The organism is Ensifer sp. KUDG1 (assembly GCF_050434285.1).
Taxonomy (GTDB): Bacteria; Pseudomonadota; Alphaproteobacteria; order Rhizobiales; family Rhizobiaceae; genus Ensifer.
In genome coordinates this window covers 458,436-483,326 of sequence record NZ_JBNDIG010000002.1, presented here as the reverse complement: position 1 = coordinate 483,326, position 24,891 = coordinate 458,436, and the positions used below count along the sequence as shown (strand labels likewise).

32 protein-coding genes are annotated in these 24,891 nt (G+C 63.7%); 15 read left to right on the top strand and 17 right to left on the bottom strand.

All coding sequences use genetic code 11. From position 1 onward, the window contains the following. Positions 1-10: 10 nt before the first annotated feature. The gene (locus M2267_RS07890; protein WP_043619224.1) at positions 11-520 is read right to left on the bottom strand and encodes a BA14K family protein; all 510 of its coding nucleotides are present in this window, start codon (positions 518-520) and stop codon (positions 11-13) included. 193 nt (positions 521-713) lie between these two features. Next, complete coding sequence (locus M2267_RS07885) at positions 714-1,796, bottom strand: D-alanine--D-alanine ligase family protein (protein WP_429113774.1); 1,083 nt, start codon at positions 1,794-1,796, stop codon at positions 714-716. A gap of 186 nt (positions 1,797-1,982) precedes the next feature. On the opposite strand from M2267_RS07885, the gene M2267_RS07880 reads away from it, so the two are divergent. After that, positions 1,983-2,564, top strand: coding sequence for a dienelactone hydrolase family protein (locus tag M2267_RS07880; RefSeq protein WP_429113772.1), 582 nt, complete (start codon positions 1,983-1,985; stop codon positions 2,562-2,564). A gap of 117 nt (positions 2,565-2,681) precedes the next feature. Here the strand turns inward: M2267_RS07880 and M2267_RS07875 are convergent, their stop codons facing one another. After that, positions 2,682-3,095: a hypothetical protein gene (locus tag M2267_RS07875; RefSeq protein ID WP_429113769.1), complete on the bottom strand. Its 414-nt coding sequence runs from the start codon at positions 3,093-3,095 to the stop codon at positions 2,682-2,684. Positions 3,096-3,104: 9 nt separating this feature from the next. Then, positions 3,105-4,055 (bottom strand): hypothetical protein, encoded by a 951-nt coding sequence (locus M2267_RS07870; protein ID WP_429113766.1) that lies wholly within the window; start codon positions 4,053-4,055, stop codon positions 3,105-3,107. Between the two features lie 266 nt (positions 4,056-4,321). Between M2267_RS07870 and M2267_RS07865 the strand changes: the two genes are divergently transcribed. The 3 genes from M2267_RS07865 to M2267_RS07855 all read left to right on the top strand — a co-directional run bounded on the left by M2267_RS07865 (position 4,322) and on the right by M2267_RS07855 (position 6,557). Next, positions 4,322-5,272, top strand: coding sequence for a hypothetical protein (locus M2267_RS07865; RefSeq protein ID WP_429113765.1), 951 nt, complete (start codon positions 4,322-4,324; stop codon positions 5,270-5,272). 191 nt (positions 5,273-5,463) lie between these two features. After that, positions 5,464-5,850, top strand: a complete 387-nt coding sequence (locus tag M2267_RS07860) for a DUF4440 domain-containing protein (RefSeq protein ID WP_429113763.1) — start codon at positions 5,464-5,466, stop codon at positions 5,848-5,850. 236 nt (positions 5,851-6,086) lie between these two features. Continuing rightward, complete coding sequence (locus tag M2267_RS07855; protein WP_429114514.1) at positions 6,087-6,557, top strand: nucleoside deaminase; 471 nt, start codon at positions 6,087-6,089, stop codon at positions 6,555-6,557. A 112-nt stretch (positions 6,558-6,669) separates the two neighbouring features. Here the strand turns inward: M2267_RS07855 and M2267_RS07850 are convergent, their stop codons facing one another. Continuing rightward, entirely contained in the window at positions 6,670-8,040 is a 1,371-nt protein-coding gene (locus M2267_RS07850; protein ID WP_429113761.1) for an ATP-binding protein, read from the bottom strand. Continuing rightward, positions 8,027-8,704: a winged helix-turn-helix domain-containing protein gene (locus tag M2267_RS07845; RefSeq protein WP_429113759.1), complete on the bottom strand. Its 678-nt coding sequence runs from the start codon at positions 8,702-8,704 to the stop codon at positions 8,027-8,029. The genes M2267_RS07850 and M2267_RS07845 overlap by 14 nt, the downstream gene beginning before the upstream one ends. Positions 8,705-8,923: 219 nt before the next feature. Here M2267_RS07845 and M2267_RS07840 point away from each other — a divergent pair, with 219 nt between their 5' ends. Beyond that, on the top strand, positions 8,924-9,175 hold the full coding sequence (locus M2267_RS07840) for a hypothetical protein (RefSeq protein WP_429113757.1): 252 nt from the start codon (positions 8,924-8,926) through the stop codon (positions 9,173-9,175). A gap of 20 nt (positions 9,176-9,195) precedes the next feature. After that, positions 9,196-9,990, top strand: a complete 795-nt coding sequence (locus M2267_RS07835; RefSeq protein ID WP_429113755.1) for a COG4705 family protein — start codon at positions 9,196-9,198, stop codon at positions 9,988-9,990. Between the two features lie 243 nt (positions 9,991-10,233). Here the strand turns inward: M2267_RS07835 and M2267_RS07830 are convergent, their stop codons facing one another. The 4 genes from M2267_RS07830 to M2267_RS07815 form a co-directional block, all read right to left on the bottom strand. Next, the gene (locus M2267_RS07830) at positions 10,234-10,839 is read right to left on the bottom strand and encodes a hypothetical protein (RefSeq protein ID WP_429113753.1); all 606 of its coding nucleotides are present in this window, start codon (positions 10,837-10,839) and stop codon (positions 10,234-10,236) included. A gap of 86 nt (positions 10,840-10,925) precedes the next feature. After that, positions 10,926-11,510 carry a helix-turn-helix domain-containing protein gene (locus M2267_RS07825; RefSeq protein WP_429113751.1) on the bottom strand — a complete coding sequence of 195 codons (585 nt, stop codon included), beginning with the start codon at positions 11,508-11,510 and terminating at the stop codon, positions 10,926-10,928. Then, the gene (locus tag M2267_RS07820; protein WP_429113749.1) at positions 11,500-12,189 is read right to left on the bottom strand and encodes a hypothetical protein; all 690 of its coding nucleotides are present in this window, start codon (positions 12,187-12,189) and stop codon (positions 11,500-11,502) included. The genes M2267_RS07825 and M2267_RS07820 overlap by 11 nt, the downstream gene beginning before the upstream one ends. Beyond that, positions 12,110-12,844, bottom strand: a complete 735-nt coding sequence (locus tag M2267_RS07815; RefSeq protein ID WP_429113748.1) for a hypothetical protein — start codon at positions 12,842-12,844, stop codon at positions 12,110-12,112. The genes M2267_RS07820 and M2267_RS07815 overlap by 80 nt, the downstream gene beginning before the upstream one ends. 804 nt (positions 12,845-13,648) lie before the next feature. Here M2267_RS07815 and M2267_RS07810 point away from each other — a divergent pair. Then, positions 13,649-14,299, top strand: a complete 651-nt coding sequence (locus M2267_RS07810; protein ID WP_205238517.1) for a S24 family peptidase — start codon at positions 13,649-13,651, stop codon at positions 14,297-14,299. 439 nt (positions 14,300-14,738) lie between these two features. Here M2267_RS07810 and M2267_RS07805 read toward each other — a convergent pair whose 3' ends face one another. Further along, positions 14,739-14,987, bottom strand: coding sequence for a hypothetical protein (locus M2267_RS07805; protein WP_043626254.1), 249 nt, complete (start codon positions 14,985-14,987; stop codon positions 14,739-14,741). A gap of 241 nt (positions 14,988-15,228) precedes the next feature. Between M2267_RS07805 and M2267_RS07800 the strand changes: the two genes are divergently transcribed. From M2267_RS07800 to M2267_RS07790, 3 genes are all read left to right on the top strand, one after another. Beyond that, positions 15,229-15,660 (top strand): hypothetical protein, encoded by a 432-nt coding sequence (locus M2267_RS07800; RefSeq protein ID WP_429113745.1) that lies wholly within the window; start codon positions 15,229-15,231, stop codon positions 15,658-15,660. Next, positions 15,657-15,848, top strand: coding sequence for a hypothetical protein (locus tag M2267_RS07795; RefSeq protein ID WP_429113742.1), 192 nt, complete (start codon positions 15,657-15,659; stop codon positions 15,846-15,848). The genes M2267_RS07800 and M2267_RS07795 overlap by 4 nt, the downstream gene beginning before the upstream one ends. Before the next feature lie 99 nt (positions 15,849-15,947). Further along, a complete protein-coding gene (locus M2267_RS07790) occupies positions 15,948-16,352 on the top strand; it encodes a hypothetical protein (RefSeq protein ID WP_043626249.1) in 405 nt (134 codons plus the stop codon). Positions 16,353-16,391: 39 nt separating this feature from the next. Here M2267_RS07790 and M2267_RS07785 read toward each other — a convergent pair whose 3' ends face one another. The 3 genes from M2267_RS07785 to M2267_RS07775 all read right to left on the bottom strand — a co-directional run bounded on the left by M2267_RS07785 (position 16,392) and on the right by M2267_RS07775 (position 17,782). Further along, positions 16,392-16,544: a hypothetical protein gene (locus tag M2267_RS07785; RefSeq protein WP_043626273.1), complete on the bottom strand. Its 153-nt coding sequence runs from the start codon at positions 16,542-16,544 to the stop codon at positions 16,392-16,394. Between the two features lie 336 nt (positions 16,545-16,880). Further along, on the bottom strand, positions 16,881-17,294 hold the full coding sequence (locus M2267_RS07780) for a hypothetical protein (protein ID WP_205238515.1): 414 nt from the start codon (positions 17,292-17,294) through the stop codon (positions 16,881-16,883). Positions 17,295-17,431: 137 nt separating this feature from the next. Beyond that, positions 17,432-17,782: a hypothetical protein gene (locus M2267_RS07775; RefSeq protein WP_429113738.1), complete on the bottom strand. Its 351-nt coding sequence runs from the start codon at positions 17,780-17,782 to the stop codon at positions 17,432-17,434. 383 nt (positions 17,783-18,165) lie between these two features. Between M2267_RS07775 and M2267_RS07770 the strand changes: the two genes are divergently transcribed. Both M2267_RS07770 and M2267_RS07765 read left to right on the top strand, forming a co-directional pair. Beyond that, positions 18,166-19,149, top strand: a complete 984-nt coding sequence (locus M2267_RS07770; RefSeq protein ID WP_052202127.1) for a glycosyltransferase family 2 protein — start codon at positions 18,166-18,168, stop codon at positions 19,147-19,149. 231 nt (positions 19,150-19,380) lie between these two features. Then, positions 19,381-19,626, top strand: a complete 246-nt coding sequence (locus tag M2267_RS07765) for a dynamin (RefSeq protein WP_429113736.1) — start codon at positions 19,381-19,383, stop codon at positions 19,624-19,626. Between the two features lie 125 nt (positions 19,627-19,751). On the opposite strand, the gene M2267_RS07760 is transcribed toward M2267_RS07765, so the two are convergent. Both M2267_RS07760 and M2267_RS07755 read right to left on the bottom strand, forming a co-directional pair. Further along, positions 19,752-20,483, bottom strand: coding sequence for a class I SAM-dependent methyltransferase (locus M2267_RS07760; protein ID WP_051659275.1), 732 nt, complete (start codon positions 20,481-20,483; stop codon positions 19,752-19,754). After that, entirely contained in the window at positions 20,480-22,051 is a 1,572-nt protein-coding gene (locus M2267_RS07755; protein WP_429113734.1) for a GMC oxidoreductase, read from the bottom strand. The genes M2267_RS07760 and M2267_RS07755 overlap by 4 nt, the downstream gene beginning before the upstream one ends. A gap of 333 nt (positions 22,052-22,384) precedes the next feature. Between M2267_RS07755 and M2267_RS07750 the strand changes: the two genes are divergently transcribed. Next, positions 22,385-22,585 carry a hypothetical protein gene (locus M2267_RS07750; protein ID WP_043626246.1) on the top strand — a complete coding sequence of 67 codons (201 nt, stop codon included), beginning with the start codon at positions 22,385-22,387 and terminating at the stop codon, positions 22,583-22,585. 72 nt (positions 22,586-22,657) lie between these two features. Here M2267_RS07750 and M2267_RS07745 read toward each other — a convergent pair whose 3' ends face one another. Then, the gene (locus M2267_RS07745; protein ID WP_043626245.1) at positions 22,658-22,927 is read right to left on the bottom strand and encodes a DUF1127 domain-containing protein; all 270 of its coding nucleotides are present in this window, start codon (positions 22,925-22,927) and stop codon (positions 22,658-22,660) included. 513 nt (positions 22,928-23,440) lie between these two features. On the opposite strand from M2267_RS07745, the gene M2267_RS07740 reads away from it, so the two are divergent. Together M2267_RS07740 and M2267_RS07735 are read left to right on the top strand one after the other, a co-directional pair. After that, a complete protein-coding gene (locus tag M2267_RS07740; protein WP_429113732.1) occupies positions 23,441-23,986 on the top strand; it encodes a hypothetical protein in 546 nt (181 codons plus the stop codon). Positions 23,987-24,184: 198 nt separating this feature from the next. Next, positions 24,185-24,616, top strand: coding sequence for a GFA family protein (locus M2267_RS07735; RefSeq protein ID WP_043626258.1), 432 nt, complete (start codon positions 24,185-24,187; stop codon positions 24,614-24,616). Positions 24,617-24,891: the final 275 nt, after the last annotated feature.

The window sequence follows — 24,891 nt, the reverse complement described above, 5'->3', positions numbered from 1 at the left end:
CACGCTCGCCTCAGAAGTAGGGCGAGTAGCACTGCTGGCGCGGACCGCCATAGGGCTGGAACGAGTTGTCCCAGGCGCGGTAGGAGCGATAGCGCGAATAGCACCAGTCGGCATGGCGCGGGTTGACGCCGGTCTCGTAGCGGCGCGCCGGCGGAGCGGCAATTGCGCCGCCGATCACGACCCCTGCGCCAAAGGCGGCAAGCGGATACCACCAGCCGTCATTGTGGCGGCGATAGCCGTAACGTTCGGAGCGATAGCCGCGGTAACCCCGGTAGTAGCCATAGCGGTCGCCGCCATGCCAGCCTTCCCGGTAGCCGGGCCGGTATCTCGGGCGATAGTCGTCGCGCCAGCCGCGCGGATAACGCCGGTAGTCCCGGTCGCCATGCCAGCCGCGGTCGCGCACCAGCTCGACGTCGCTCTTCTGCACCCGCTCGATCGCAACAGCCGGCAGGGCGTTTGCCGGCGTGATGCCCGAAAGAGCCGTTATCGCCGCAAGCACGACGATGCCAATCTTCTTCATTTCATCACCTGTCCGTTTGTAACAGGTGCCAGTTTTGGCCGCGGCGACGTGAACCCACAATGAATGCGACAATCCTAATATGCGACGCAACTTCTAGGTTGTATTTCTACATTGCCGCAGCCGCACCATCCGGGGCTGAAAAGCTGTCCCCAGGGAGACCTGCCATCCCCTGGGGGTCGCTCTTGTCATCCGCTCACGCCGGCGCATCCGCCTTGCCGCGCAGCTTCAGCGCATGGGCAATCAGCGTCTCCACCACCTGGCCATAGGCGATGCCGTCTGCGGCCAGTGCCTTGGCGTACATGCTGATATTGGTGAATCCGGGAATGGTGTTGATCTCATTGATCATGAGGCTGCCATCGGCGCGCAGGAAGAAGTCCACCCGCGCCATGCCGGCGCAGGCAAGCGCGCGGAACGCCCGCGCCGCCATGTCCTTGGCCTCGGCGATCACGTCGTCGGAGAGTTTGGCAGGCGCCTCGACCACAGCGCCGCCGGCATCGACATATTTGGCGTCGTAGCTGTAGAAGCCGTGGCTGGCGGCCGGAATGATCTCCCCCGGCCGCGACACTGTGAGCCGCCCTTCGGCATCCTCCAGCACCGAGCACTCGATCTCGCGGGCCTGGACGAACTCTTCGATCAGCACCTTGTCGTCGTGCCGGAACGCCTCGTCGAGCGCCGCCTGCAGCGCGTACAGGCTGTCGACGCGGCTGACGCCGACGGAAGATCCCTGCCGTGCCGGCTTGACGAAAACCGGAAGTCCCAGGCTTTCGAGGATGGTCTCGCTCGAATAGGCGTCACCCGCATGCAGGCCGATCGCCCGCGCAACGGCAATGCCTTCAGCCACCAGCAGGCGCTTGGCGAGCGCCTTGTCCATGGCGACCGCCGAAGCCGCGACGCCGCAGCCGACATAGGCGACATCGGCCGTTTCCGCATAGCCCTGCACGGTCCCGTCTTCGCCGAAGGGGCCATGCAGAACCGGGAAGATCAGGTCGATCGCCGGCAGCAGCCCTTGGCTGCCGTCGGCACCGATGGTCACCGCCCGCCCCCGCCCGCCCGGGATAAGCGCCACCTGCGTTCCCGATGCCGGGATCGCCTTCGGCAGTTCCCCGTCTTCGAGGTCGACCAGCATCCAGCGGCCGTCCCTGGCGATCCCGATCGGCACGATCTCGTAGCGCGTGCGATCGAGCGCCGCGACCGCGTTGCGCGCCGACATCAGCGAAACCTCATGCTCCGCCGACCGGCCACCGAACAGCACGGCAATGCGCAACTTACCTGTCATGATCCTTTTCCCTCCAGAATCGTGGTGCATCCTGCGCAACCAAGCGAGCGAACATGGCAAGAAGAGGTCGGGACACGCGCCATCGCTACGGAAGGAAAATTTTCCTCTCCGGCAACCTTGCCGCTTGAATTCATCCGGATGAAGTACAAGTGATGCGCGAACACGGATTTGAAGGAGAAACTGCCGATGGCCGAGGTCCTCGTATTCCACCACGCCCAGGGGCTGACACCCGGCATGCACGCCTTTGCCGACGGCCTGCGCGCGGCCGGCCATGTCGTCCACCTGCCCGATCTCTTCGAGGGACGCACATTTGCGAGCATCGAGGAGGGAGTTGCCCATATCGAGACGGTCGGCTTTGACGAGATGCGCGAGCGCGGCGTGCGCCTTGCCGATGCCCTCCCCGAAAGCCTCGTCTATGCCGGCTTCTCCTTCGGCGTCCTGCCGGCGCAGAAACTCGCCCAGACCCGCCCCGGCGCCGGCGGCGCCCTGCTCTTTTACTCCTGCATCCCGATCAGCGGCCAGTGGTCCTTCGGTCCCTGGCCGGAAGGCGTACCCGTTCAAATCCACGGCATGGACAACGACCCGATCTTCGTCGGCGAAGGCGACATCGACGCCGCCCGCGAGATCGTCGAGAAGGCCGACGATGCCGAACTGTTCCTTTACCCCGGCGACCAGCACTATTTCGCCGACAGCTCGCTGCCCTCCTATGATGCCGGGGCAACGGCGCTGCTCACGCAGAGGGTGCTGGCTTTCCTCGATCGCGTCTGAGGTTGCGGGTCCGGTTGCCCCGGGGCCGACCGTTCACCAGGGCGGCCTTTGACGAAGCAGAGATCATGCCCAGGCGGCGGCTTCGCCACCCCGGGAACCAATCGTCTCGGCCGCCCCTCAGGGCGCCGCTTTCTTGGCGAACAGGGCCGTCAGGATCGCCGCGACCATCAGCTGGAATGTCAAGAGCATGCCCATGCTGACCCAATAGAGGTAGGTATCGCGCCACAGGCGGATGGCGTCCTCGCCGACCTGCGCGTCGACCCGCGTGTTTGTCCGGCAAAGCGCGACGAGAGCGCAGACAAAGAGCACGCTGAGGATTGCGGCGGAGACCCAGGATCTCCTTTTGTCAGGCGGGGAGCCGAGGAAAAGGCAATAGATCAGCACCAGCCCGGCGCCGATCGCGCAGGACATCGCGATCGCGTCGTCGCGCCATCCCTCGAACATCAGGGGCTTCAGAATTTCGGTATTGGACGAGAGCCACACAACCAGCGGACCCGGCAGAATTGTCAGAAAGTGCAGCCGCTCCGCCATCCTCTCCCCCTATTCCAGCACGGGCACGAAGAGCGCCCGCTTGGTCCCATCCTCACCCAGGCTCCGCAGCGTTACCGCATCCTCCCCAAGGTCCAGCTCGGGATTGTAGGGAAGCGTCATCGCGAAGGACTTGCGCTCGTTCGGGCGGATACGCGCCAGTTCCGTGTTCCAGCCCTGCTGTTCGAACTGCATGGAAAGCACGAATGGCGGGTGCAGTTCAAATCCGGGGGCGACAAGCGCGAATGCGCCCGGATCCAGCTCCTCGAGACGGAAATCGATGGTGTAGTTGTAGGTCTTCGCCTCGGCCCCCAGCACGAAGCGGGTATCGACGATGAAGGCGACCAACTTCTGCGACTGCTCGGATGGATCCGCATCGAGAACAGTGAAGCTCCTCCAGAAGAATTCCCCTACCCGCCGCAGGAATTCGGAATAGCCCGGTCCGCTTTCGGGCGAGCTGCCGTTGCCCTGTTGTCGGACCTGGCCGGCGCAGCTGATGTCGGGAAAGCCATCCGCCATCTGCTTCGGCGTCGGCAGATAATTGGCGTCTTCCTCGTGCTGCCACCTGTTCCCGTATCGAATGCAGGTGTTCACGAAATCCGGCCTCTGTGCGCCGGGTTTGGGGTAGTTCGCAGGCCGCTGTTTCCTGAAGGCGCACCCGTCCGGGATCATCACGTCTTCCATGCCGGCGGCATACCAGCTCAGAGCCAGCGCACGCCCCGAGCTATTCTTGACGCAGCTTTCATATACATCCACGTTGCCCGCGGTATTGTTTCTGCGGATGGAAGACGTCGTAAAGACAAATCCGGACTGACCGTGATTGTCGTGTACGTTGCCGCGGCATGCTTCGATGAAGAAGCCGTCCCGCGTATAGTTCGGCGCACATTGCTGTTGCGCCATACCGGGCGTCGCATCGCCAATCGCCGCGGCAAGGATAAACAAGACGCACCAGGCCGGTTTCATACGCCCCTCCAGATTTGCAGCCAGATCCGGTCGTCTGGAGAGTATATGAGCGATCCCTTGTATGCAATTACAAGATGAGCAGCACAACTAATCAGTTGTAGCTATTCACTGCCTCCGCGACGTCCGTTTAAGGCGCGTCACCGCGCATTGCCGCTGGAAATCCGATGCGATCTCGAATTACTATCAAGGCGCCGAGGTATTGGAACAATATAACTTCCGATTCTGAGAATATACTAATACGAATATTGAAATAATCCGGAGAAGCCGTGCTCATCTATTCGGACGAAAACCTTGAGGTCATCCATCGCCCGGGCAGATCGCCCTACCTGCTCGTCACCTTCAACGAGATGGAGATCCAGGCAAACGGCAGCCGTTACTGGGGCCAGCGCTTCTGCGAGAAGGCGGACATCTCGGCGCTCGGCTTCATCAGCCGGCGGCCCAACTGGTTTCCGGCGGCAAGCGTGATCAAGGCGGTCGAGGCCGCAGCCCCCATCCTGAAGGCCGCACCTGAACGTATTCTCTACGGCCATTCGCAGGGCGGTTATGCCGCCCTTCGCTATCGCCGACGCTTCAATGCCACCACGGCCATCGCGTTTTGCCCGCAGGTCTCGATCGATCCGAAGTCCGTTCCCTACGACAACCGCTTCGTCAGGCATTTTTCGCCCGAACTGCACGGCAACATGGGCATTTCGCCCGACCAGGCCGCCGGCCGCGCCTACATCTTCTACGATCCCTTCCACGCGATCGACCGCCGCCACGCCGAGCGCATCGCGTTCCTGCAGCCCGAGACCCGTCTCGTGCCGGTGCACATGACCGGCCACGGCACCGTCCGTGTCTTTACCGGAACCGAACGCGCGCTTTCCCTGATTGCCGCCTGCCGCACCGAGGATCATCCGGCCCTGCGGGCGCTTGCCCGTACCGCCCGCGTCGACGCGCCCATGCGCCCCTACCAGATCGCCGTCGCCGCCATGGCCCGGCATCCCGCCTGGTCGGACGCGCTCAACGCCCGCTTCGGCGACCGCTTCGCCCCGATGGAGCACGTCAACTTCCTCTATCACCGCGCCAACCGCCACATCGGCGACGGCGATATTCTTTCAGCCCGCGCGATGCTCGAAACCGCCCTTTCCCTGCTGCCCGGCGACCCCGCCATCAAGCACCGCCTGAAGGAGCTCGACGCCCGCATCGGCCGCGAACGGAAGGTCGCAAGCGCGTCGTAAGGCAAGCGCGGATCCGTTGCAGGGAACGAGCGGGCACGGCCTCCCCTTCTCTCCGCCTGACGGGGAGAAGGTCGCCGCAGCCGGATAAGGGGCAAGCCCCTTTCCAGTGACCTTGCGCAATATCCATCCTTGCGGCCCTATTGGTCTCGCAGGAAGAAAGCCCATAGGCGGCGAAGAGCAGGAACCAAGCGATGACGCCCCCCTTGCCCCAGCTTGACGACATCCGCGCGCTCGAAGAGGCGCTCCACCGTACCGAGGTGCGCCGCTCGCGCACAGCCCTCGAGGAGCTGCTTGCCGAAGGCTTCGTTGAATTCGGTGCTTCCGGCACCGTCTACCATCGCGCCGAGATCATCGACCTGCTGCTTCACGAAGACGACGAGGACGACGGCGAACTGCGCGCCGCCAACTACCGGCTGACGGCCATTTCGCTCGATGCCGTGCTGCTCACCTATCGAACGCACCGCATCGAAGCCGACGGATCGGAACGGCACGCGCTCCGAAGCTCGACCTGGAAATGGGATGGAACGAAATGGCAGATGCTGTTCCACCAGGGCACGGTGACGCGACCGCCGGCGTAGGGCAGCCACTTTCGGTCAGCCAACTTCACGAAATCGACGACTCCTCTGAACCTGCCCATCGCGGCGTCTTGTCAAAGAAGACAAGGCCGCGGTCTGCAGAGATTGCCCGGCCCGCCCCGATATCGATCCCCGAATTTTCAAGCTATGATCGCCCGAATGGAGCCAGTTCCAACCGCTGTCGCCGACGGCATTTCGGGAGCCCGACCATGACCCACGAGACCCTGACCCGTGAGAGCATGACCCGTGATCAGATGCTCGCCCACCTTCGCGCCGCCGACGAGGTCGCGCGCGAGGCAGCGGTTCACGGCCACCACCCTTTCGGCGCGGTGCTCGTCGGCCCCGACGACCGCATCCTGATGCGCCAGGGCAATATCGACACCGTGCGCCACGCCGAGACCGAACTTGCCCGGCGCGCAGCAACCGCCTATCCGGCGAAGTTTCTCTGGAGCTGCACGCTGGTTTCGACCGGCGAGCCCTGCGCCATGTGCACGGGCACGCTCTACTGGGCCAATATCGGTCGCCTGGTCTATGGCTTCGAGGAGGAAAAGCTGCTGGCAGAGACCGGCGACCACCCCGACAACCCGACCATGAACCTGTCCTCGCGCACCGTCCTTGCCTCCGGCCAGAAGCCGGTCGAAGTCTTTGGTCCCTTCCCCGAAATCGAGGACGAACTGCTGAGCCCTCACCGCAGCTTCTGGCGACGCTGAAGGGCAAAGGTCCATAGGCCGGCCGCAACGATTGCGCGCTGCGCCCTTTACCGCACGGCCTGAACGGATGATGCGCCGGCACTCTGCCGGTTGAGGCTCTCCAACGGCTTTGTCAGTGCTTGCTTTTGAGCGCCGGCTGCTCCAGCGGCAGGATCACCTCGGCGCAGACCCCCGGCCGGTTGTCGCGGATGCTGACGGCGCCCGCATGGAGATCGGCGATCGCGCGAACGAGGCTGAGGCCAAGGCCGCTTCCGTCCGTCGTCCGGCTCTTGTCGAGCCGGTAGAGCCGCCGGAACACCTTCTCGCGCTCGCCGGCGGGAATGCCCGGGCCGTCGTCGTTCACCGCCACCACCGCGCTGTCACCCTCCCGCGCCAGCGCGATCGAGATCGCAGCACCGGGCGGGCAATGCCTTATGGCGTTTTCGACCAGGTTGACGAACATCTGCGTCAGCAGTTCCCGGTCGCCGCTGATCGTCAGCGCCCCCGCCTCGATCGAGGTGGAAAGAATGTGGCCGCTATCCTCGGCAACGCCCGTATAGATTTCCCCAACCGAGGTCACGAGGTCGGTCAGGTCGATGCTTTGAAAACGGGTTCTGCGCGCACCCGCCTCGATCTGCGAGATCCTGAGCAGTGCTTCGAAAGTGGCGTTGATCTGGCCGGCCTCGGCGCGCGCGTCGAAAAGCGCCTCCGTCACGTTCTCGCCGCGCTCGTCGCCGCTGATTGCCGCCTCGACTTGCATCCTCAGACGGTTGAGCGGCGTCTTCAGTTCATGGGCGATGTCGGAGCTCACCTGCCGCATCGTTTCCATCAGTGCCGACAGCCGGTCGAGCGCCTCGTTGACCTGGCCGGAGACGACATCGATGTCGTCGCCATTGCCGCGCAAAGGCACGCGCGCGTCGAACATGCCGTGCGAAACCGCGGTCATCGCCCCGGCGATGCCGTCCAGCCTGCGCTGCACCTTTCGCGCCAGAAGCGCGCCGCCGATGATCGCGCCGGCCATGGCGACAAGTGTGGCCCAGACGAAACTCAGAAAGGCGATATGTTCGAGCCGTTTCGTCGCCGCATAGCTCCGCCCGACGATCAGCCGGTTGCCGCCGATCACGCCCGAGAACGCGCGATAGTCGGCGCCGTCACGCAGGCCCAGCGCCACGGATCCAACGGTCGAAAATCCGTCTGGCAAGGGCGGCGTCGAGACGTCGCCGGCAATCTGCCGGCCATCGGCGCCGAAGACGCAAAACACCCATTCGCGCGCCCGGTTCACCCGCGAATAGGCATCGACCATGGCGATCAGATCCTCCAGATCGTCCGAGGATGCGATCACCGCGTGCAGGTCCGCGACCGAACTGTCGAGCGAGCGCTGCAGTTCCCGCCGCATGAACTGGTAGGTGACGAAGCCGGCCGCAACGAAGGTGAGGAAGAAGACGAGCCCGAAGGTCACCGCCAGGCGAAACGGGGTCGAGCGCCACAGCCTAGCGCGCGGCATGCAGGCTGTATCCGATATTGCGCACGGTATGGATCAGCGGCACGTCGAAGGGTTTGTCGACCTTGGCGCGCAGGCGGCTGACATGGGTCTCGACGACACTCGTCTTCGGGTCGAAATGAAAGTCCCAGACCTTTTCCAGAAGCATGGTCCGGGTCAGCACCCGGCCCTCGCCGCGCATCAGCACCTCCAGCAGGGTGAATTCCCTTGGCTGCAGGTCGATGCGCTCGCCCGCCCGCGTCACCGAACGCCGCACGAGATCCATTTCAAGATCGGCCACCGTCAGCATCGTCGGCCGCTCCGACATCTGCGGCCGGCGCGCCAGCGCGTTGACCCGCGCCATCAGTTCGGAAAAGGCGAAGGGCTTGACGAGATAGTCGTCGGCGCCGGCTTCGAGCCCCTCCACGCGGTCGTCGACGCCGCCGATCGAGGTCAGAAACAGGGCCGGCACCTTGATCCGCGCGGCCCGGATCGCTTTTACCACCGACAGGCCGTCGAGCCCCGGCAGCATCCGGTCGATTACCAGCACGTCATAGGTTTCGCGCGTCGCCTGGTAGAGCCCGTCGCGGCCGTCGTCCACAAGGTCGCAGACATGGCCCGCTTCCGCCATGCCGCGCTGCACGAATTCGGCGGTCTTTCGGTCGTCTTCGATCAGCAGGATTCGCATCAGATCGCCCCGGAATGTCCACGCGCTTGCCGAGGCCATATCGCCTCGGATCCATCCCGTTGCGGTTGCCGCGGCAACGGTTCGGCACCAACCATTCGGCGCACAGATGCGCGCCATTGTCACCTTACGAATTGGTATGGTTCCGGCAAAGCGGAGGCAACATCCGGCAGCCAGTTTCAGCGCCGCACCCTGCAACGTCAACAGCCGATGGAGCCTTCCATGAACTCTTACGTCCGCTTCGCGCTCGCCAGCCTGTTCGTCCTCGCCATGCATTCGGCAAGCCTTGCCAAGGTCCCCTGCGAAGACACGCTGAAAGATGTCCGCAGCGCCCGATCGGCTGCGACGCTCAGCGCCACGGATGCCGTCAAGGTCGATGAGCTCATCAACAAGGGCATCGATCGCTGCAATGCCGATGATGACGATAGGGCCAACGGGCTCTTCAAGCAGGCCATGACCGCGATGGGCAAGTAAGCGAAACCGGAGCGATCGCCATGCGTCCCCAGTCCCTTGACATGTCCAACATCAACCGCGTTCCCCGCGTCACGGCCGATTTCTGGCTGATCAAGCTCATGGCCGTCACCATGGGCGAAACCGCGGCCGACTATCTCGCGGTCAATCTGGGCCTCGGGCTCACGGCCACGTCGCTGATCATGAGCGTAGTCCTCGTCCTGACGCTCGGTCTGCAATTCGCCCAGAAGCGCTACGTTCCCTGGGCCTACTGGCTGGCAGTGGTGCTGATCAGCATCGTCGGAACGCTGATTACCGACAATCTCACCGACAATCTGGGCGTACCGCTCGAAACCTCCACCGTCGTCTTCACCATGGCGCTCGTGACTACGTTCGCGCTCTGGTATGCGAGCGAGCGAACGCTGTCGATCCACTCGATCTACACGACCCGGAGGGAAGCCTTCTACTGGCTGGCGATCCTGTTCACCTTCGCGCTGGGAACGGCGGCAGGCGACCTCGTCGCCGAGCGCTTCGAGTTTGGCTATTTCACCACTGCCCTGCTCTTTGCCGCGGTCATCGCCGTCATCGCCTTCGGCTACTATGCCTTCAAGCTCAATGCCGTCGCCGCCTTCTGGCTCGCCTACATCTTCACCCGGCCTGCCGGCGCATCGGTCGGCGACCTGCTGGCGCAGCCGATCGAATATGGCGGCCTCGGTCTTGGCACTGTTGTCACCAGCGTCCTGTTTCTGGCGGTCATCCTGGTCACGGTCACCTACATGATGTTTTCCTACGAACCGGAGGTGGCCGCCACGCCGGAGGGAAGAGCCTTCTCGCGATAAACGTTACCGTGCCTGAGAGACCGACGCCGCCCCCATCCACACGGCTCCGGTCGCTGTCCGCCCGCCCCTCAGGCCGGCTCGAGCGTCGCATGTTCTCACCCGAACATGCGACGCTCGTCGCGGTGCACAGCCCGCTCCGACGCACAGGCATTCGAACCCGCCGCCGCGCGGCGATCGCGCTGCTAGGCGCGCCCCGTGCATGAAACCGCGCCACTGGCAGCGGCCGGTTCGTGCCGCTTCCTTTCACGCCCCTTCCTTCTCCCGCGAGAGCCCCAGCTGCCAGTGCAGCTCCGTCAGCCCGCGCTTCAGCCAGGCGAGCTGGGGTTCCGGCATGGTGCGCAGCATCTCGTAGTCCATGATGCAGACGTTGAAGACCGTGGTCTTTACCTGGGGCCCGTCTTTCAGCTTCAGCAGCACGCCCTCGAGCTCCATCATCCGGTTCGCCGCCTGGCGTGCGCCGCGGGCGCGCTCGGCGCTGGTCTCCCCGGCAAAGCCCTTCACGTCGAACAGCGACTGCGCCCGCACGCTCGGGAAAGGAATGCCCGTAAGGCTGTAATAGCGCGCCATCTGACGGCTGTATTCGTCGCCCGCCTCGCGCTCATGCGCCGTCAGCTTGCCTTCGAGGAACATGCGGCCAAGCGTGTAGCCGGCAAAGGGGCTGGCAACATCGGCGTCGCGCCTGCCGGAAAAATGCATGCGCCGGCGCGCCTCCAGCGCCACGGAGCAGACCTCGCGCTCGCTTTCGCCATGCTTGATCTGGCCACCCGGATAGCGCGCCACATTGGCCTTGCGCGGCCGGCCCGCCCGGCTGGCGCGCTTGATGCGAATGCGCTCTGCCTTGGATGTCATCGTCTCTTCTCCTTTTGCAATCTGCATGTGCCCTCGCCCGCTGCACCTGTCTGCGACTGCGGGCGGGATTGAAATTCGTCTGGAAATCAAAGCGCCTGCGCGCCGATCCCGTCGGCACCGGCATTCGCGGGCAAATGGCTCGGCCGCTGCGCCCGTCCACGCCGCCGCTCCTTGCCGGGTTCGCGCTTGTTGACGGCGTGCAGCACCGAGGTGTGGTCGCGCCGAAAAATCCGCCCGAGCGCCGGCAGCGAAAGATCCGGCCGCTCATCGTAAACGGCGGTCATGCAGCGGTGCCGCGGCTCGACCAGCCGCCGCTCGCGGCCGACACCGATGATCTCCTCGAAGGAGATCCCCGGATAGACGACAAGCACCTCCTCGATAATCGCCCGCACCGGCCGGCGGTTGAACAGGTCGCTGTTTGCCGCCCCCGTCGCGCCGCAGATCAGCCGCGCCTGCGAGAGGATGCGCGCTTCGGCATCGGCAAGCGCCAGCTCCAACTCCTGGATCCGGTTCGCCTGCGCCCGCACCTGAACGGCGACGATGCCGACGAGATCGTCGAGCGTCGCCGGCTTTGCCGCTGCGCCCCCCGCGTCGTGCACCCCGAAGGGCATCGTGTCCGCCACCCCTTCGGCTACCTGTCCTGTCGTAAATTCAGTGCCTTCAGACCGCATGGAAAGCCTCCCTCGAAATGGCTGGATTGAGATTTGCGCGCTTGACGCCTGCCGCGGCCAAGCCGCGAAAGGCGTTTGCCGCGGCCGGGGTGCGCGCGGCGGCGTGACCCGGACGCCCATCACCCGCGCCCCTTTCGGCCGGTATGTTCGCACCTTGGGCCCGCCCGTCGGTGGAAACGCCGTCCCGCCCGGCCTTGGCTGCCGCATGCGCCTGGCGGAAGCCTTCGACCAGCGCCCGCACCCGGATTCGGCTTGCCGGCGATCGGTGATCGCCTGCCGGGCGTGGCGTCAGCGCCGCAACCATCTCGCGTTTGCGGGCAAGATCCGCCCGGGGGCCCAGCGCCTCCGCCTTGGCGAGCGCCGCCAGCACCGGTGGCTTGGGGATGGTGCCCAGAAGCACGTTCGGATTGGCGGCATAGTCGCCGCGGATCAGCTTCTGCGTCGCCGCCGAAAGCCCCGAGGCCGGCACGCCGGACAGCGCATAGTGGTAGACCGCAACGATCTTCCTCGGTTCGATTGTCGGGGGCATCGTCATGCCGGCCGTCTGCATCGCGTCGAGGCTGCGCAGCACCGCCGCCTCGCTGACACAAGCCAGCCGCTCAGTGAGCGCGGTAATCTCCCGGCCCAAGGTCGAAAGCCGGGCCTCCGCCGGCGAAATCATCATTTCTGAATAGGTCATTGGTCTCGTTTCCGTTCAGTTGGTTTTCGATTGTCTGCCTGCATTCCCGCTGATGGCGGGCAAAGACGGTTTCCTGTGGCGGCGCCTGGGGGTGATGGCCGCGACGGGTCTGCCCGCCGCCGCGCAAACCGCGGCCGCCGGCGTTGCGCATCCAGTTTCGCCAGGTGGCGGCCCAATCGAGCTTGGTCGCATCGCGTCCGGACTTGGCGCGCCAGTAGTCGCGGAACTTGTCGAACTCGACGCCCGCCTCGGCCCGGCCGAAACCGAGCCCGGCGGCAAAGCCCCAGTCGGGCTCGAAATCTTCGGGCAGCCGCATCGCCCGGCCGTTCCCCTTGCGCCGCGAGCCTGCCGCGTCCGGAACGGCTGCGGCCCCGACCGGCCGGTCGGCGTCCCCACCCGGATTCGGGTCGGGAGAGTTAGTTTCTTTAGGGGGTGTGGGGGAGCTTTCTTTATCAGAGAGGGCACCGTTCGCCGTCACCGTGACGTCGCGTGACGTCACGCGCGCCCGGCGACGCTGCTGCCTTTCGCGGTCACCTGCCCGGCGACGCTCGATCTCGGAGACGTGCCCCGCCTCGGCAGCGCGCACGGCAGAAAGGATCATCTCGGGCGACGCGCCCGATTGAACCAGGGCTTCGACGATTGCGGTAATGCGCATTTGCTCAACCCCTCGCCGGCGGGCAGGAATGAAGGCGCCGCGTCTGACCGGAAACAGGGATCGACACCTCGCTACGGCGCCGAAGGCCAGCCTTGGAACCGGCCTCCGCGCTCGCCATCCGCGCCGGAGTTCCGCGCATCGGCAAAACCCCGCGCCCTCCCGGCGCCTTCCCTCTCACGTCATCGTCAGCCATGCCGTTTCCCATGCCTTCCCCATTTGGCCGTACCCATTGGCACGGCCATTCGTCGCGCCTGCCGCGCGCCCGCTTCCGATTGTTCTTCCCGTCCCCGCCCGGCTGCCCACCGTCAGGCAGCAACCGGTCGTCTTTCAGTCCCGGCACCTCCCGGTGCCGAGACGCCGCCGCCCAACGAGGGGCACGTCAACGGCCGGAGCCCGCGACCTTGGAGCACCCGGCGCGCGATCCGCGCGCCGGGTGCCGGATGCCGACGGGGCGCACGTCGCCGACCGCGGACCATTATCGGCCCGCGTGGCAAACCCTGCGCCGGCGCGCCGGCATCGATTGGAAAAGCGAGAGGTCGCCGGGGAGGAAACGACGACCTCTCGCCTGGACCACCGCACAGAGTGCGGCGATCGATACTGAACGCGCCCCTGGTCGGCATCGGCAGGAAGCGGATCGAGGATCCGCCCCATGCCGTTCGCCGGCCCCGGTGGCGCCATGACGGATATTGCAGCGGTTTCTGCTGCTCATTTCCGTTGACATCCTATTCATAGTAGGATTTCTTATTGCCATCAAGAGGAAAATTCCTATTGGACGACAGAAACGGAATCTGGGATGCCAGTGCCATGGACGAATTGCGCCACCTCATCCGGGAAGCAGTCGACGCGAAGAAGACGACCTACAAGGATCTGTCGATCGCGATCGGGAAGAACCATGCCTATATCCAGCAGTTCGTGGAGCGGGAGACGCCGCGGGAACTGCGCGAGCGCGACGCCCGCGCGATCGTCGAGCTGATCCAGGGCGCTGCGACCGCCGGCGAGGCCGCGCCCAGGCGCGCGCCGGGCTTTGCGCCGCAGATCGTGCCGGGCGAACAGCTCGTCGGCCATCGCGACCTGCCGATCTTTGCGGCCGCGCAAGGCGGCGACGGACATGTGATCGTCACCTTCGATGCGGTCGAATACGTGAAGCGCCCGTCCGTGCTCGAGGGCGTCAAGGGCGCCTATGGCATTTACCTGACCGGCAGCTCGATGATCCCGGCCTATGAACCGGGCGACATGGCGCTCGTCCACCCGCACCTGCCGCCGGCCCGCGACAAGGATGTGGTGCTCTACCATGTGCCGCCTGCCAACGATGCCGAGGCGATCATCAAGCGCCTCGTCTCGTTCAACGACCGCGAATGGACGCTGAGGCAATACAACCCGTTCCTCGAATTCACCGAGAGCCGGGTCGAGTGGTCCTTCTGCCACCGGGTCGTCGGCAAATACAGCGCACGCTAGCCCTGCGCCGAGCCGGAAGCATGCGAAGAAAATACCGGTTTAAAAACAAGGACTAAAGCAGCACACTGCCGCTTTGCAAAGACGCGACGCTCGGACGGAAAGCATAATCCGGCGCCCGGCCCGCGTCGCCGACGCATGCTTTGACAGAAGGCATCGGACGGGGCGCAGGCGTCAATCCGCGTTGCTGCGCAAGCCGGCTCCATCCCCTTCGCTCCCGCGACGAATCCTCAACATCCCTGCCTGACCCTACCCAAGAAAGGGAGGGACTTTGCGTCGCTCGCGCCAAATGCGGCCAGCCGGCAGGTATCGTCATCCATCAGCGCGGAGGACGCGCGATCGCGCGCAAGCGGCATCTCTCCGCCCTCCTGCCCACCAAGCCGGACGCCGCCCCTGACCCGGAGCCACGCCTCCCGCCCGCCTCGACGCACCCCCTTCAGCCTCAGGCAGCCATCGCCTCCGCAATCTCCGTGGGCAGTTCGCCGATCGTAAAGAGCACCTTGGCCTCTTCGAATTCCCCCGTCGCCAGGTCGCCCGAGCGGCTAAAGGCGATCACCCCAACCTTGGTCGCCGACAGCCTTTCGGCCAACCGTTGCGCATGCTCGGGCCCGGTCGCCTGCACCGGGTCGTCGGCGAGAAATGCGCCGCGGCTCCCCAGCGTGAAGCTCTGAACGACGAAGTAGGTGATCATCCCATGCTCCTTTTCCGCCACCTGGAATGGCGGCCCCACAGTGGCGCAATCCAATGAACAAAACAAGAACAAACGGCCCGTCATCGACAACTTGCGTGAGGCGCTTCCTGCCGGCAGTGTTTTCCCTATTGACTTGCTGATAGGATTTTTCCTATATTCAGCACAGAAACACAGCCGGAGGGGGCGACAGGAAACCCGCGAAGGGTGTTCCAGCGTGCACCTCGAACAGACGAGGTGAACGATGTCGAATGCGATCTCCGTGGGCGCCGCAACGGCGATGAGCGCAGCACCCTTTCTCCAGCGCCGAGAGATCATTCTCGCCATGATGACGCTCGGTGCCGGCACCTTCTTCGACGAGACCGACACGACGGGCACCACCTACAAAACGGCAGCCGATTGGCTCCATGTGCATGACGGCGAGCATGTGGAGCGGCTGATCCGCTTCGATCTCGACGCACTTCATGGCGAAGACGTCACCGAGACCGTCGCCGATGCCTGGCTGAACGGTTTCGACCAGAGCCCCGAACAGGAACACAGACTGCCCGCCTTCGTGCGAACGTCGCAGGCCTGGGAACGCTGGTGCGCCGATTTCGGTTTGCGGCGCGCACCGTTCAACCAAATCGCCCACGGCACCCTCAACCACCGCCAGCAGTTCGGAACCAGCCTGCGATGACCGTCACGCTCGACAGATCCGCCCTCTTTGCGGCCATCGAAGCCTTCTGGGAAACCGAAGGCGGCAACGATCGCGGTATCGAGGCGGCGATTTCGGCCTACCTGCAGCGCCAGGGGCTTGCCACCTTTGACGGCATGGCGACGCGCAAGCGCGCCGCACTCGCCGCAGCCACCGCCCGGCCCACGTGACCTCCGCCCGCCGGAACGCCCTCACGCGCCCAATATTGGCAATCTCCATTCATTTGCGAACATGCTAATAAATAAAGAAGGCATCGCGGAGGAGAATCCATGCCACGGCTTGCGCAACTCTATTTCAAGACCGCAATCATCTTCCTGATCATCGGCCTCTGCATGGGCCTGCACATGGCGATCAGCCAGGACCATGCGGCAACACCGGCCCACGCCCATACCAACCTGCTCGGCTGGGTGACGATGGCGATCTTCGGCATCTATTACGCGCTCAACCCGGCCAAGGCCGAGCGGCGTCTGGCCCTCGTCCAGTATTACGTCTACACGTCAGGCGTCGCGGTGCTCGTGCCATCGCTCTACCTGATGACGACAGGCAGGCCGGAGATCGAGCCCATCGTCGCCGTCGCGTCGATCGTCGCCTTCCTTGGCGTGCTGCTGTTCGCCGTGGTGATCTTCAGCAACGCCGAAGCGGCCACGCGCGCCAGCACCGCTCCATCGCGGTAGGTAGGCCAACTGCCGCAGCCTGGGGCGCCTCGCCTCGCGTCACTTCGACGTCGATTTCAGCACGCGGTGGGTCGCATCATCCAGCGCGTGGCCGGTTTCGACACCGTCCTGCCGAAAGCCGCGCGCCGTGTTGGCGCAAGCCGAGAGCGTAAGCACCGCCAGGCACAGGAGCGTCAGCATTGCTTTTGACATGATCGTCTCCGTCATTTCCTCCAATCGGAAATGAAGCGCTGACCGACAAAGTCAATCGATGACCTTGAAAACCGTACGGTAGAGCGACCGCAGGGCCGGCCTCCCCGCCATCCGGCCGGGCCACTTTATTTTGGCAACCGTACCAGAATCGCTGAATCCGGCCTTTCCCGCGCCGCCGGATGCACGTTAGCTTCCGTACCGCGCAGTACGTTCTTTCTGGACTGCGCTTCCCCGCACCCCGAGCCATTTTGGGTGCCTGCTTGCCCCGCCCTCGTGCGGGGCTCTTTCTTTTCGCGGGGCCGCTGGGTCGTTATTCCCGCTCACTCGCCCCTCACCTCACTCCACTTTGAACACCGCATCGCCGACAAAGACGATGACATATTGCCCGCCCTCACCCTCGCGCGCCCAGCCCTGCAGCACCTCCGCATAGGGCGTACGCCTCCAGGCGTCCGGATGATCCGGATCGACGAGAACCGTCACCTGCGGCCCCTGGCGATAGATCATCATATGCGCGTGCGCCGGATCCCACGCCTCGCCGAGCGTCTCGTCCGTGCGCCAAAGACAGAGAAAGTCGCGGCAAAGCTGCGGCCGATCCTCGTAGATCCGGCACCCCGTACCCGTGCAGTGCCGACACCAGGCATTGGCCGGCTTCTCCAGCGCGTCGATATCCGGCAGCCGACAGCAGAGGGTGCAGGTGCCGCAGGCGCGCTCGGCAAGCGGGATGGCGCTGAAATCGGAAGATGCGGTCATGCGGCGTGGTCTATCACCGCGGCCGGCCGCAAGGAAACCCGCAAAACATCGAGCCTGCCGCGCCGCCGACGCCGAGCGATTGCCGACGTCAGCCTAGACGAGAGAAAGAAGGCGATCGTGATGCGACCGCCCACCCGTTAGCCGATCCGCGGACAGCCGCTGCGGTTGGCCAGATACATCCGCGCATATTGGCCACGTCGGGTTTCGCCTTCGACGACGATCCGGTTGCGGCTCATCGCGGCAATTTCCGGATCACGCAACCCGGCGCGATAGGCCCGGCGCAACGCCTGGCTGGAACTGCAGCCGCGTGGGCGAACGTAATCTTCGTCGTCATAGCGCCGCTCGCGGCGGAAGTCGTCGCCGTAATAATCCCGGTCGCGCCCGATATAGAGGTCGAGCGATTGCGCCGGCGAAACGGCCGGCATTGCGGTGACCGATCCCGCGGCCACCAGGGCCGCCATCAATAGCTTGCTCATCAAGTTTGTCATGTCTGCCTCCTCCACTCCTGGCGCTTCAGCGCGAACGTGGATGAAGGAGAAACAGGGCAGCGGGCGAAAAGTTTCGAGGAAAAACAACGAAACGCCATCCGCAGGCCCGGGCTCGATGCCGTCGGGCGTCGCCGGCGAAGGGCTTTTTGCACCCGCAGAGACTGTGGCGCCACGGCTCGCTCAACGTGTGCGGGCCGGTGGAAAGGCACCTCCCCGATCCCCATATCCGTGCGATCGTATGGATTGCCACGCCTGTGCTTTTGATTTAGTCCGGGATTATATTATTTATGACAAATGTCGGAATGAGCATGACCGATATCGCTTATCCCTTCCAGAATCGTTCCGATGCCGAGTCGATCACGGATCGAACCTTCTTCGATCGCATCGCGACCTGGTACGAGACGACCAAGGTCGAGCGGCGTGAGCGCAGGATGAACCATGCGGTCGATCTGCGCTGCGTCAGCCCCCAGGGGCAGACGTCGCTCTATCCCGATGACCTGCCGCTGATCTTTTTGACCCGCAACGATGCCAAGCTGATGCCGGGCTTTCTCGCCCATTACCGGTCGCTCGGTATCACCCGCTTCATCTGTGTCGACGACGCCTCCAGCGACGGCACACGCGAATTCCTGCTCTGTCAGCCGGATGTCGACCTGTGGACATCCTCGGTCCGCTACAAGGATGCCCGGCGCGGACGCGCCTGGAGAGAATCGCTTTTTGCGCTTTATGGCGGCGAGCGCTGGTATGTGAACGTCGATTCCGACGAGTTTCTGATCTATGACGATTGCGAAAACCGCACGCTCTGGTCCGTTATCCACGCGCTCGAGAGCCTGAAGATCTCGCGCCTGCCGGCGCCGATGCTGGACATGTACCCGGTCGATCTCGGGGCCGCCGACATCGACCAGTTGAAGACCAGCGCCCCCTGGGAGGTCGCCGATCACTTCGACAGCCGCGGCTACACCCTGACGACGACCAAGCGGGCGATCACCATCAAGGGCGGTGCCCGCCACCGCGAATTCGAATCGGACCTCGAGCTGATCAAGTATCCGCTGATCTTTTGGGACGAGGACTGTCGCTTCGGCCCCAGCATCCACCAGCCGCTCCCCTACCAGCGCAACTTCTCGTCTATTCTCGGCACGTTGCTGCACTTCAAGTTCTTTGCCGACTACCAGAAGGTCATCAACGACGCGGTGGCCGATGGGCAATATTTCGACGGCTCGGCGGCCTACGCCAAGATGACGGATGCGCTGTCGAGCACCGGCGCGCTGCAACTTTTCTCCGAATCCTCGATGAAGTTCGATGGATCGAAGCAATTGCTGCGGCTCGGCTTCATTACCGCCGTCCCGAAGGCGGCCGACGAAGGCCGTTAAAGCGAGATTGTCGGCCCGCGCTTGCGGTTTCATTGAGCCGGCTGTCGTTGGGGTAAAACCACCTCGCCGCCCCTCATACACCAGTTGCGGATGCATGTACCGGGGCGGTCCCAGCCTCCCCGCGCCACGCTCGGCATGTCTTTTTCAACCGACCCGCGAATCGGCCTGTTGATAATTCGACCAACCGCTCCATTTACAGCTTCGAGGCACTTAACCTGAGGAGAAGCCTTGATGAATCGAAACACCATCATCGGTATCGTGGTTGTGGTCGTGCTCATTGTACTTGCGGTGATGTTCCTCAAACCGGGGGCGAACCAGCAGGCAACCGAGACAGCACCGGCAACGACGACGACACAGCCGGCAACAACCACCGAGCAGCCAGCGACGACCCAGCAGCCCGCAACGACAGACCAGTCGGCGACACCGCCTGCAACAACCACGCAGCCGTCGACGACGCAGCCTGCGACGAGCCCGTAATCGCCCGATAGCGCCCGGCGCCGAAAACGCAATCACCCACGGGCTCCGCCCGTGGGTGATCTTTATCCGGATTGCGAAAGCGAGGTGGCGACGGGATGTCGCCCCGTTCGCGAGCTAAGCCCGCGCTATTTCCTCACCACGGCTTGAATATTGGAAGGCATCATCGAATCGATCTTGTGATCGTCGGTGTATTTCCACGTCGTATCGTACTGCTGGGTAATGAAGACGTCGAAGAACCGGGCCGAGCGCGCCATGAGTTCGATGAACGGGCGCGCCAGCGGAAACACGTCGCACTGCAGGAGAATGCGCTGCATCAGGATGCCGATCGTCTCGAACGGCATGCTCGAGCCGCGCAGGTCTTCGATCTCGCTCCAGTCCTTGAACAGCATCTTGAAGGAGAAGGGCGTGAAGTGGAAATAGTTCTCGGGCCCCTCGTGGAAGGAGAACACCGCCGAGGCAGAGATGATCAGCTTGCCGTTCGGCTTCAGGATCCGGCGCATGTCGTCGATCAGCCGCTGCGGATCGGGAACATGCTCGAGCAGGCCGGTACAGAGCACGATGTCGTAGCTTTCGCTCTCGATCGCATCGAGATGGTAATGCGTGTCGACGACGAGATCGGCCTTCTTGCGATCGGACTTCGAGACGAGGAACGAGTTCGGGAAAAACTCAGTATAGTCAACGTCTTCGGTGTGAACGATGATCGTGCGCTTGTTCGAAGCATTTTCCTGGCATAGCCGCACCAGGTTCTTCGTCGAAAGCTTTCCCCCGAAGTAGTTCTTTCGCGAGAGCTTTTGCCAGCGCGTGCGTTTCGCCCGCTGTTCCTTGCCGCTGAGTTCCGGGGAAGTCATTTCCGTCATGGATTACCCGCCTTTGTTTTGTGGCGCTGGCATATCTTATCGGCGGTAAGCATTGCAAGCGCCATGACTGTCAGTACTGGATTGGCGTAGCCGTAGGAGGTGAAGACCGAGGCGCCCGCCGCGTAGAGGTTGTCGACGCCGTGCACCCGGCCATCGCGATCGATGACGGACATGTCGGCCGAGCGGCCCATGCGCGTCGTGCCCATGAAATGGGAATGAATGCCGGTGATGTCCCAGGGCTTGCCCACCGGCGGCAGCGTCGGGATCAGCTTACCGATATTGTGGCGCAACAGCAGCCCCGAGAGCTCGTCGAGAAATTCGCGGATCGACGCCTGGTCCTCTTCGGTCAGCGACCAGCGTACCACGCCCTTCGGCAAGCCATGGGGATCTCGCGCCTCGCTCAGTTCGACCCTGTGCTCGGCATTGGGATGCTGGTCGAAGAAACCGCGCACGACGAGGATCGAGCCGCCCGGCCCGAGCAACCCCATCTTGCCGATGACGTTGAAGGCGACCTGGCCGACAACCGCCAGCGCCGAGGTCAGGCGACGACGCAAGGTCGATTGCGGGCGATCGCCACCCTCGCCGGCAGCCACCACGTGCTGCGCATGTTCGAGAAGCTTGAGCCCGATCGATTCAAACCGTGGCGAAAACTGAACATAATGGTTCAGCTGGTCTCGCTTCTGACCCTTGCGCACGCCGACACCGAAGCGCAGCGAACTGCTACCGCTCTTGTGGTCGCTGAACAATGGCCCTGCCGTCTTCACCGTCTTGAACAGGTGAATACGCCCGACATTCGCTTTGGGATGGGTCGAAAAGAAGCGGCCGATATTGTCGTTTGCCAGAAACCCGCCCTGGCGGCTGTTCAGCATGATGCGCGGGTTTTCAAGCCCGCCGGCGCAAAGCACGAATTCCGGGGCGGAAAGCTCCACGGTTCGCCCCTCGCCGATCGCCGCCCGCACCGCGCCGACGCGATCGCCGGCGGCGGTCGGGATCACCTGCAGCACGCGGCAATTATAGACGATGGTGAGATCAGGGTTCTTGCCCGCAAGCGCCTTCAGATAATCCTGACCGTTGAAGGCCGGACGGCTCCACTGGAACCGCTTGACCGAGACCGCCGGGTCGGAGACGAATTCCCGCCAAGGCGCCGCGCCGCCGTCATAGGCAGGCACCCGGTCGATATCGTCGATCGGCTTCAGTTGTAAGAGCTCGATCGCCTGCTGGTAGTACCCGTCGAGTTCCGCCCGCTCCAGCGGCCAGTCGTTGCCCGACGTCAGGTCGACGTCTTCAAGCGGCGCGACGCGCCCGGACCAGAGGTTGGTCGCCCCGCCGATCTGGAATGAAAGCCCGAACGGTTCCTGGTTGGCGATCTCGAAGAAGGGCGAGCTGTCGGAGTTGACGAGGTTGTCGCCGGTTTCTAGCAACGTGACCTTCAGCCCTGCCGCCAGAAGCCGCGTCGCCATGGCGCAGGCCGCAGCCCCCGATCCGACGATCAGCACATCGGAGCCGATCGCCTGCAGCGCCTCGTCGCTGCACGCGCGCGCGTCAATAATATTCGTGGTGCCCGTCATCGCTGCTGCACTTCCACCCGCGGTTTCAGATGCCGGATGTCCCGACGTTGTTACCGTCATAGCTAATTGAGCAAAGCGGGCAAGCACGCTCGTCGATATAATCAGGGAAAACCCGCCCATGCGGCCGGCGGAGGGCCGTGGTCACACGTCGGCCCGATCTCGCAGAAAGTCATTTGCCCTTCCCGAAACATAGGAAGCCAGCCCGCCAAGCCTGATTGGTCAGAGGCTGCCGCGCGGCCGGCCGCCCCCGGCACCAGCTGTTGGCCAGCCCACCACCCTGTTCCCTTCTGGCTTGCCGGTGCTATGAATTCAGCACCACCCGTGGAGCCCTGAATGCGCGTCGTCTTCCTCTGTTCGCTGCTGCTTCTTTCCTCTTGCATCCCGCACATTCCGGAAGAGGTTCTCGATGCAGGGTGGTGCCGAGACATGGCAGGGGCCAAGGCCAAGGCGACCGGCAAGGGGCGGGAAAACCTTGCTGCGGCAATGATCAAGCATGACTGCGCGGCCAAGCTCGCCGCGCCAGTCCCCCAGTGAGCCGATTGTCCTTGGACCCAACGTTCATCGGCCACCGGTTGCTGCGGGAAAAGAGGCCCGCCGAAGCGGGCCTCAATTGTGTTTGATCATCACCGGGTAGCCGACCGGCATCTGCCAGAGCGAGATGTCGGCGATTTCCGGCTTCTTCATGCCTTCTTCCGCTTCCGCGCCGATGTCGCGCAGCATGCGATCGGAGAGGTGGCTGATCTGGTTGAGCGTTCGCTGACGCCTCCAGACGGCACGGAGGAAAGCACCGACCGTGCGGCGGAAGCCGAACGTTCGAAACAAGTCGTCCATGATCGCCGGCAAGGTGCCGGCGGCGTTCAAGTGCAATTCGCGCATGATTGTTTCCCGCCGCGCAAAGCGGTCGGGCCTTCTAGATTATAGATGCGCACGGACACGGAAATACGTTCCGGGAGCCGGTCACATCAAGTCAAAATGGAAAATACGAAAAAGCGGAACGTGGGCGGCGCTTATGCGCCAAAGTAACCCATAGCATTGCGGCGTGGTCGTCGTGACGAGCATGCCACTCCACCAGAGGCAAGCATCTGCACAAAATTGATCTTCATCGTATGCCTCCTCTAGTTTGAGTTCCGATTTGGCGAAAATTACACGAGTTTACTTCCCCGGCAAGAGGACAATCTGCAGGAGCAGGATTGAAGACGCACCTGTTGCATGACGGCAACAGGTGGATCTTGCGGGATGACAAAGCCCCCGCCCGGCCGCGCCATGCCCGCAAGCCCAGCCTTTACCAACCCGGCCAAGGAACCATTCCTGACGGCGCCTTGACTATCCCTGGTTGCATGCGAAAGATGTCCGTCGGGACGATTGAACCGAAGCAACGGGGGAACAGAAATGTCGACGGGAAAGTGGAACGGCACGCTCCTTGCGTTCACAGTAGCGGCCATAACCGCAACGGCGGCACCGGCGTCAGCAGAGGCCTACGCGCTTTATCGCGGCATGACGACCACCCTTCCGGCCGGCGCCGTGTCCTGGGTCGCCGCGAACTTCGGCGTCAGCGGCTCGCCGCCGATGCTGACGTTTTTCCACTTCGCCAGCGACGATGCGGCGCGCCTGGCCATGCCGTCGGCCCAATGTATCGTGAAAGTTGATATTGGTGCCGTGGTAAACCCGTCACCCGGCGCGACAGCGCAGATCGGTGACGCCGATATCCAGGTCAATGCGGCGCATGCTGACCAACCGCTTGCGTTTCCGTGGACGGCGACGTTCGACAACAATCCGGCCGGTCACTGGGCGATAGCAAAGACGGTCCTGGTGTCGCCGACCAGCAATGCTGCGGCCAGCCGGGTCGCTGCGGCGGGCTTCAAGAGCCTTGCGACCGCCCCCGGTTCGGGCGTGACCGTCATCAACGGACGCTATCCCAACTGCACCGTCGATTGACTGGGCCTGCTGACCTCGAAAGCATGGCGGCAACGCAAGCCTGACGGCGCTGGCGGTCCGGCCGCACAAGTGGCCTCAAGGTTGTCGCGCCGACCGATATGCCTCCGATACGCTGCCTTGCGGCCCGCTCTTGAGGAGCCTTGATCCAGCCCGTATGGAACAGGCATCAATTCGGCTCAGACCAGACGGATGTTTTCCATGAATTTCGACGCTCAGGACCTCAACGGCGCCTGCCACTGCAAGACGGTTCGCTTCAATGTTCGGCTAAAGAATGGTCTTCATACGGCCCGCCGCTGCACCTGCTCCTACTGCCAGCTGAAGGGCGCGGTTGCCGTCTCGGCGGCCAAGGACGGCGTGACCGTGCTTTCGGGCGGCGAGGCCCTGACCAGGTATCAGTTCAACACACATGCAGCAGAGCACTTCTTTTGCTCGAAATGCGGCATCTACACCTTTCACAAGCCACGCTCCAACCCTGATTTCTATGGCGTCAACGCAGCCTGCCTGGAGGGTGTAAGCCCCTTTGATTTTGAAGAATTGCCGGTCAACGACGGCATCAATCATCCGATGGACACCAAGGGCTCGACCGGCCCCCGGCTCGCCGGAACCCTGCGCTATTTTCCGGCCAAGTGATTCACGCGTCTTGCAAGACATGGCAGCGACGGCGACCCAGCCGTCGCACGTGTCGAGCGAGACGTTGAGCGCGGCAACAGCAGTATCGTCGCTTGCTTAGCGAAAGACCAATCACGCTGGCGTAGTCCTGTTCTCGCGATCCCATCCGCCGCCCGCCCCGCGGGCCAGCAGGGCGCGCCCTCCATTGGGCTCGCAAGATCGAACCGGCTTGTTTTAAGAACGAAAAACGCGCGGCGACATTGGCCCGGGAGCCCGAGCATACGAGATCGTCAACA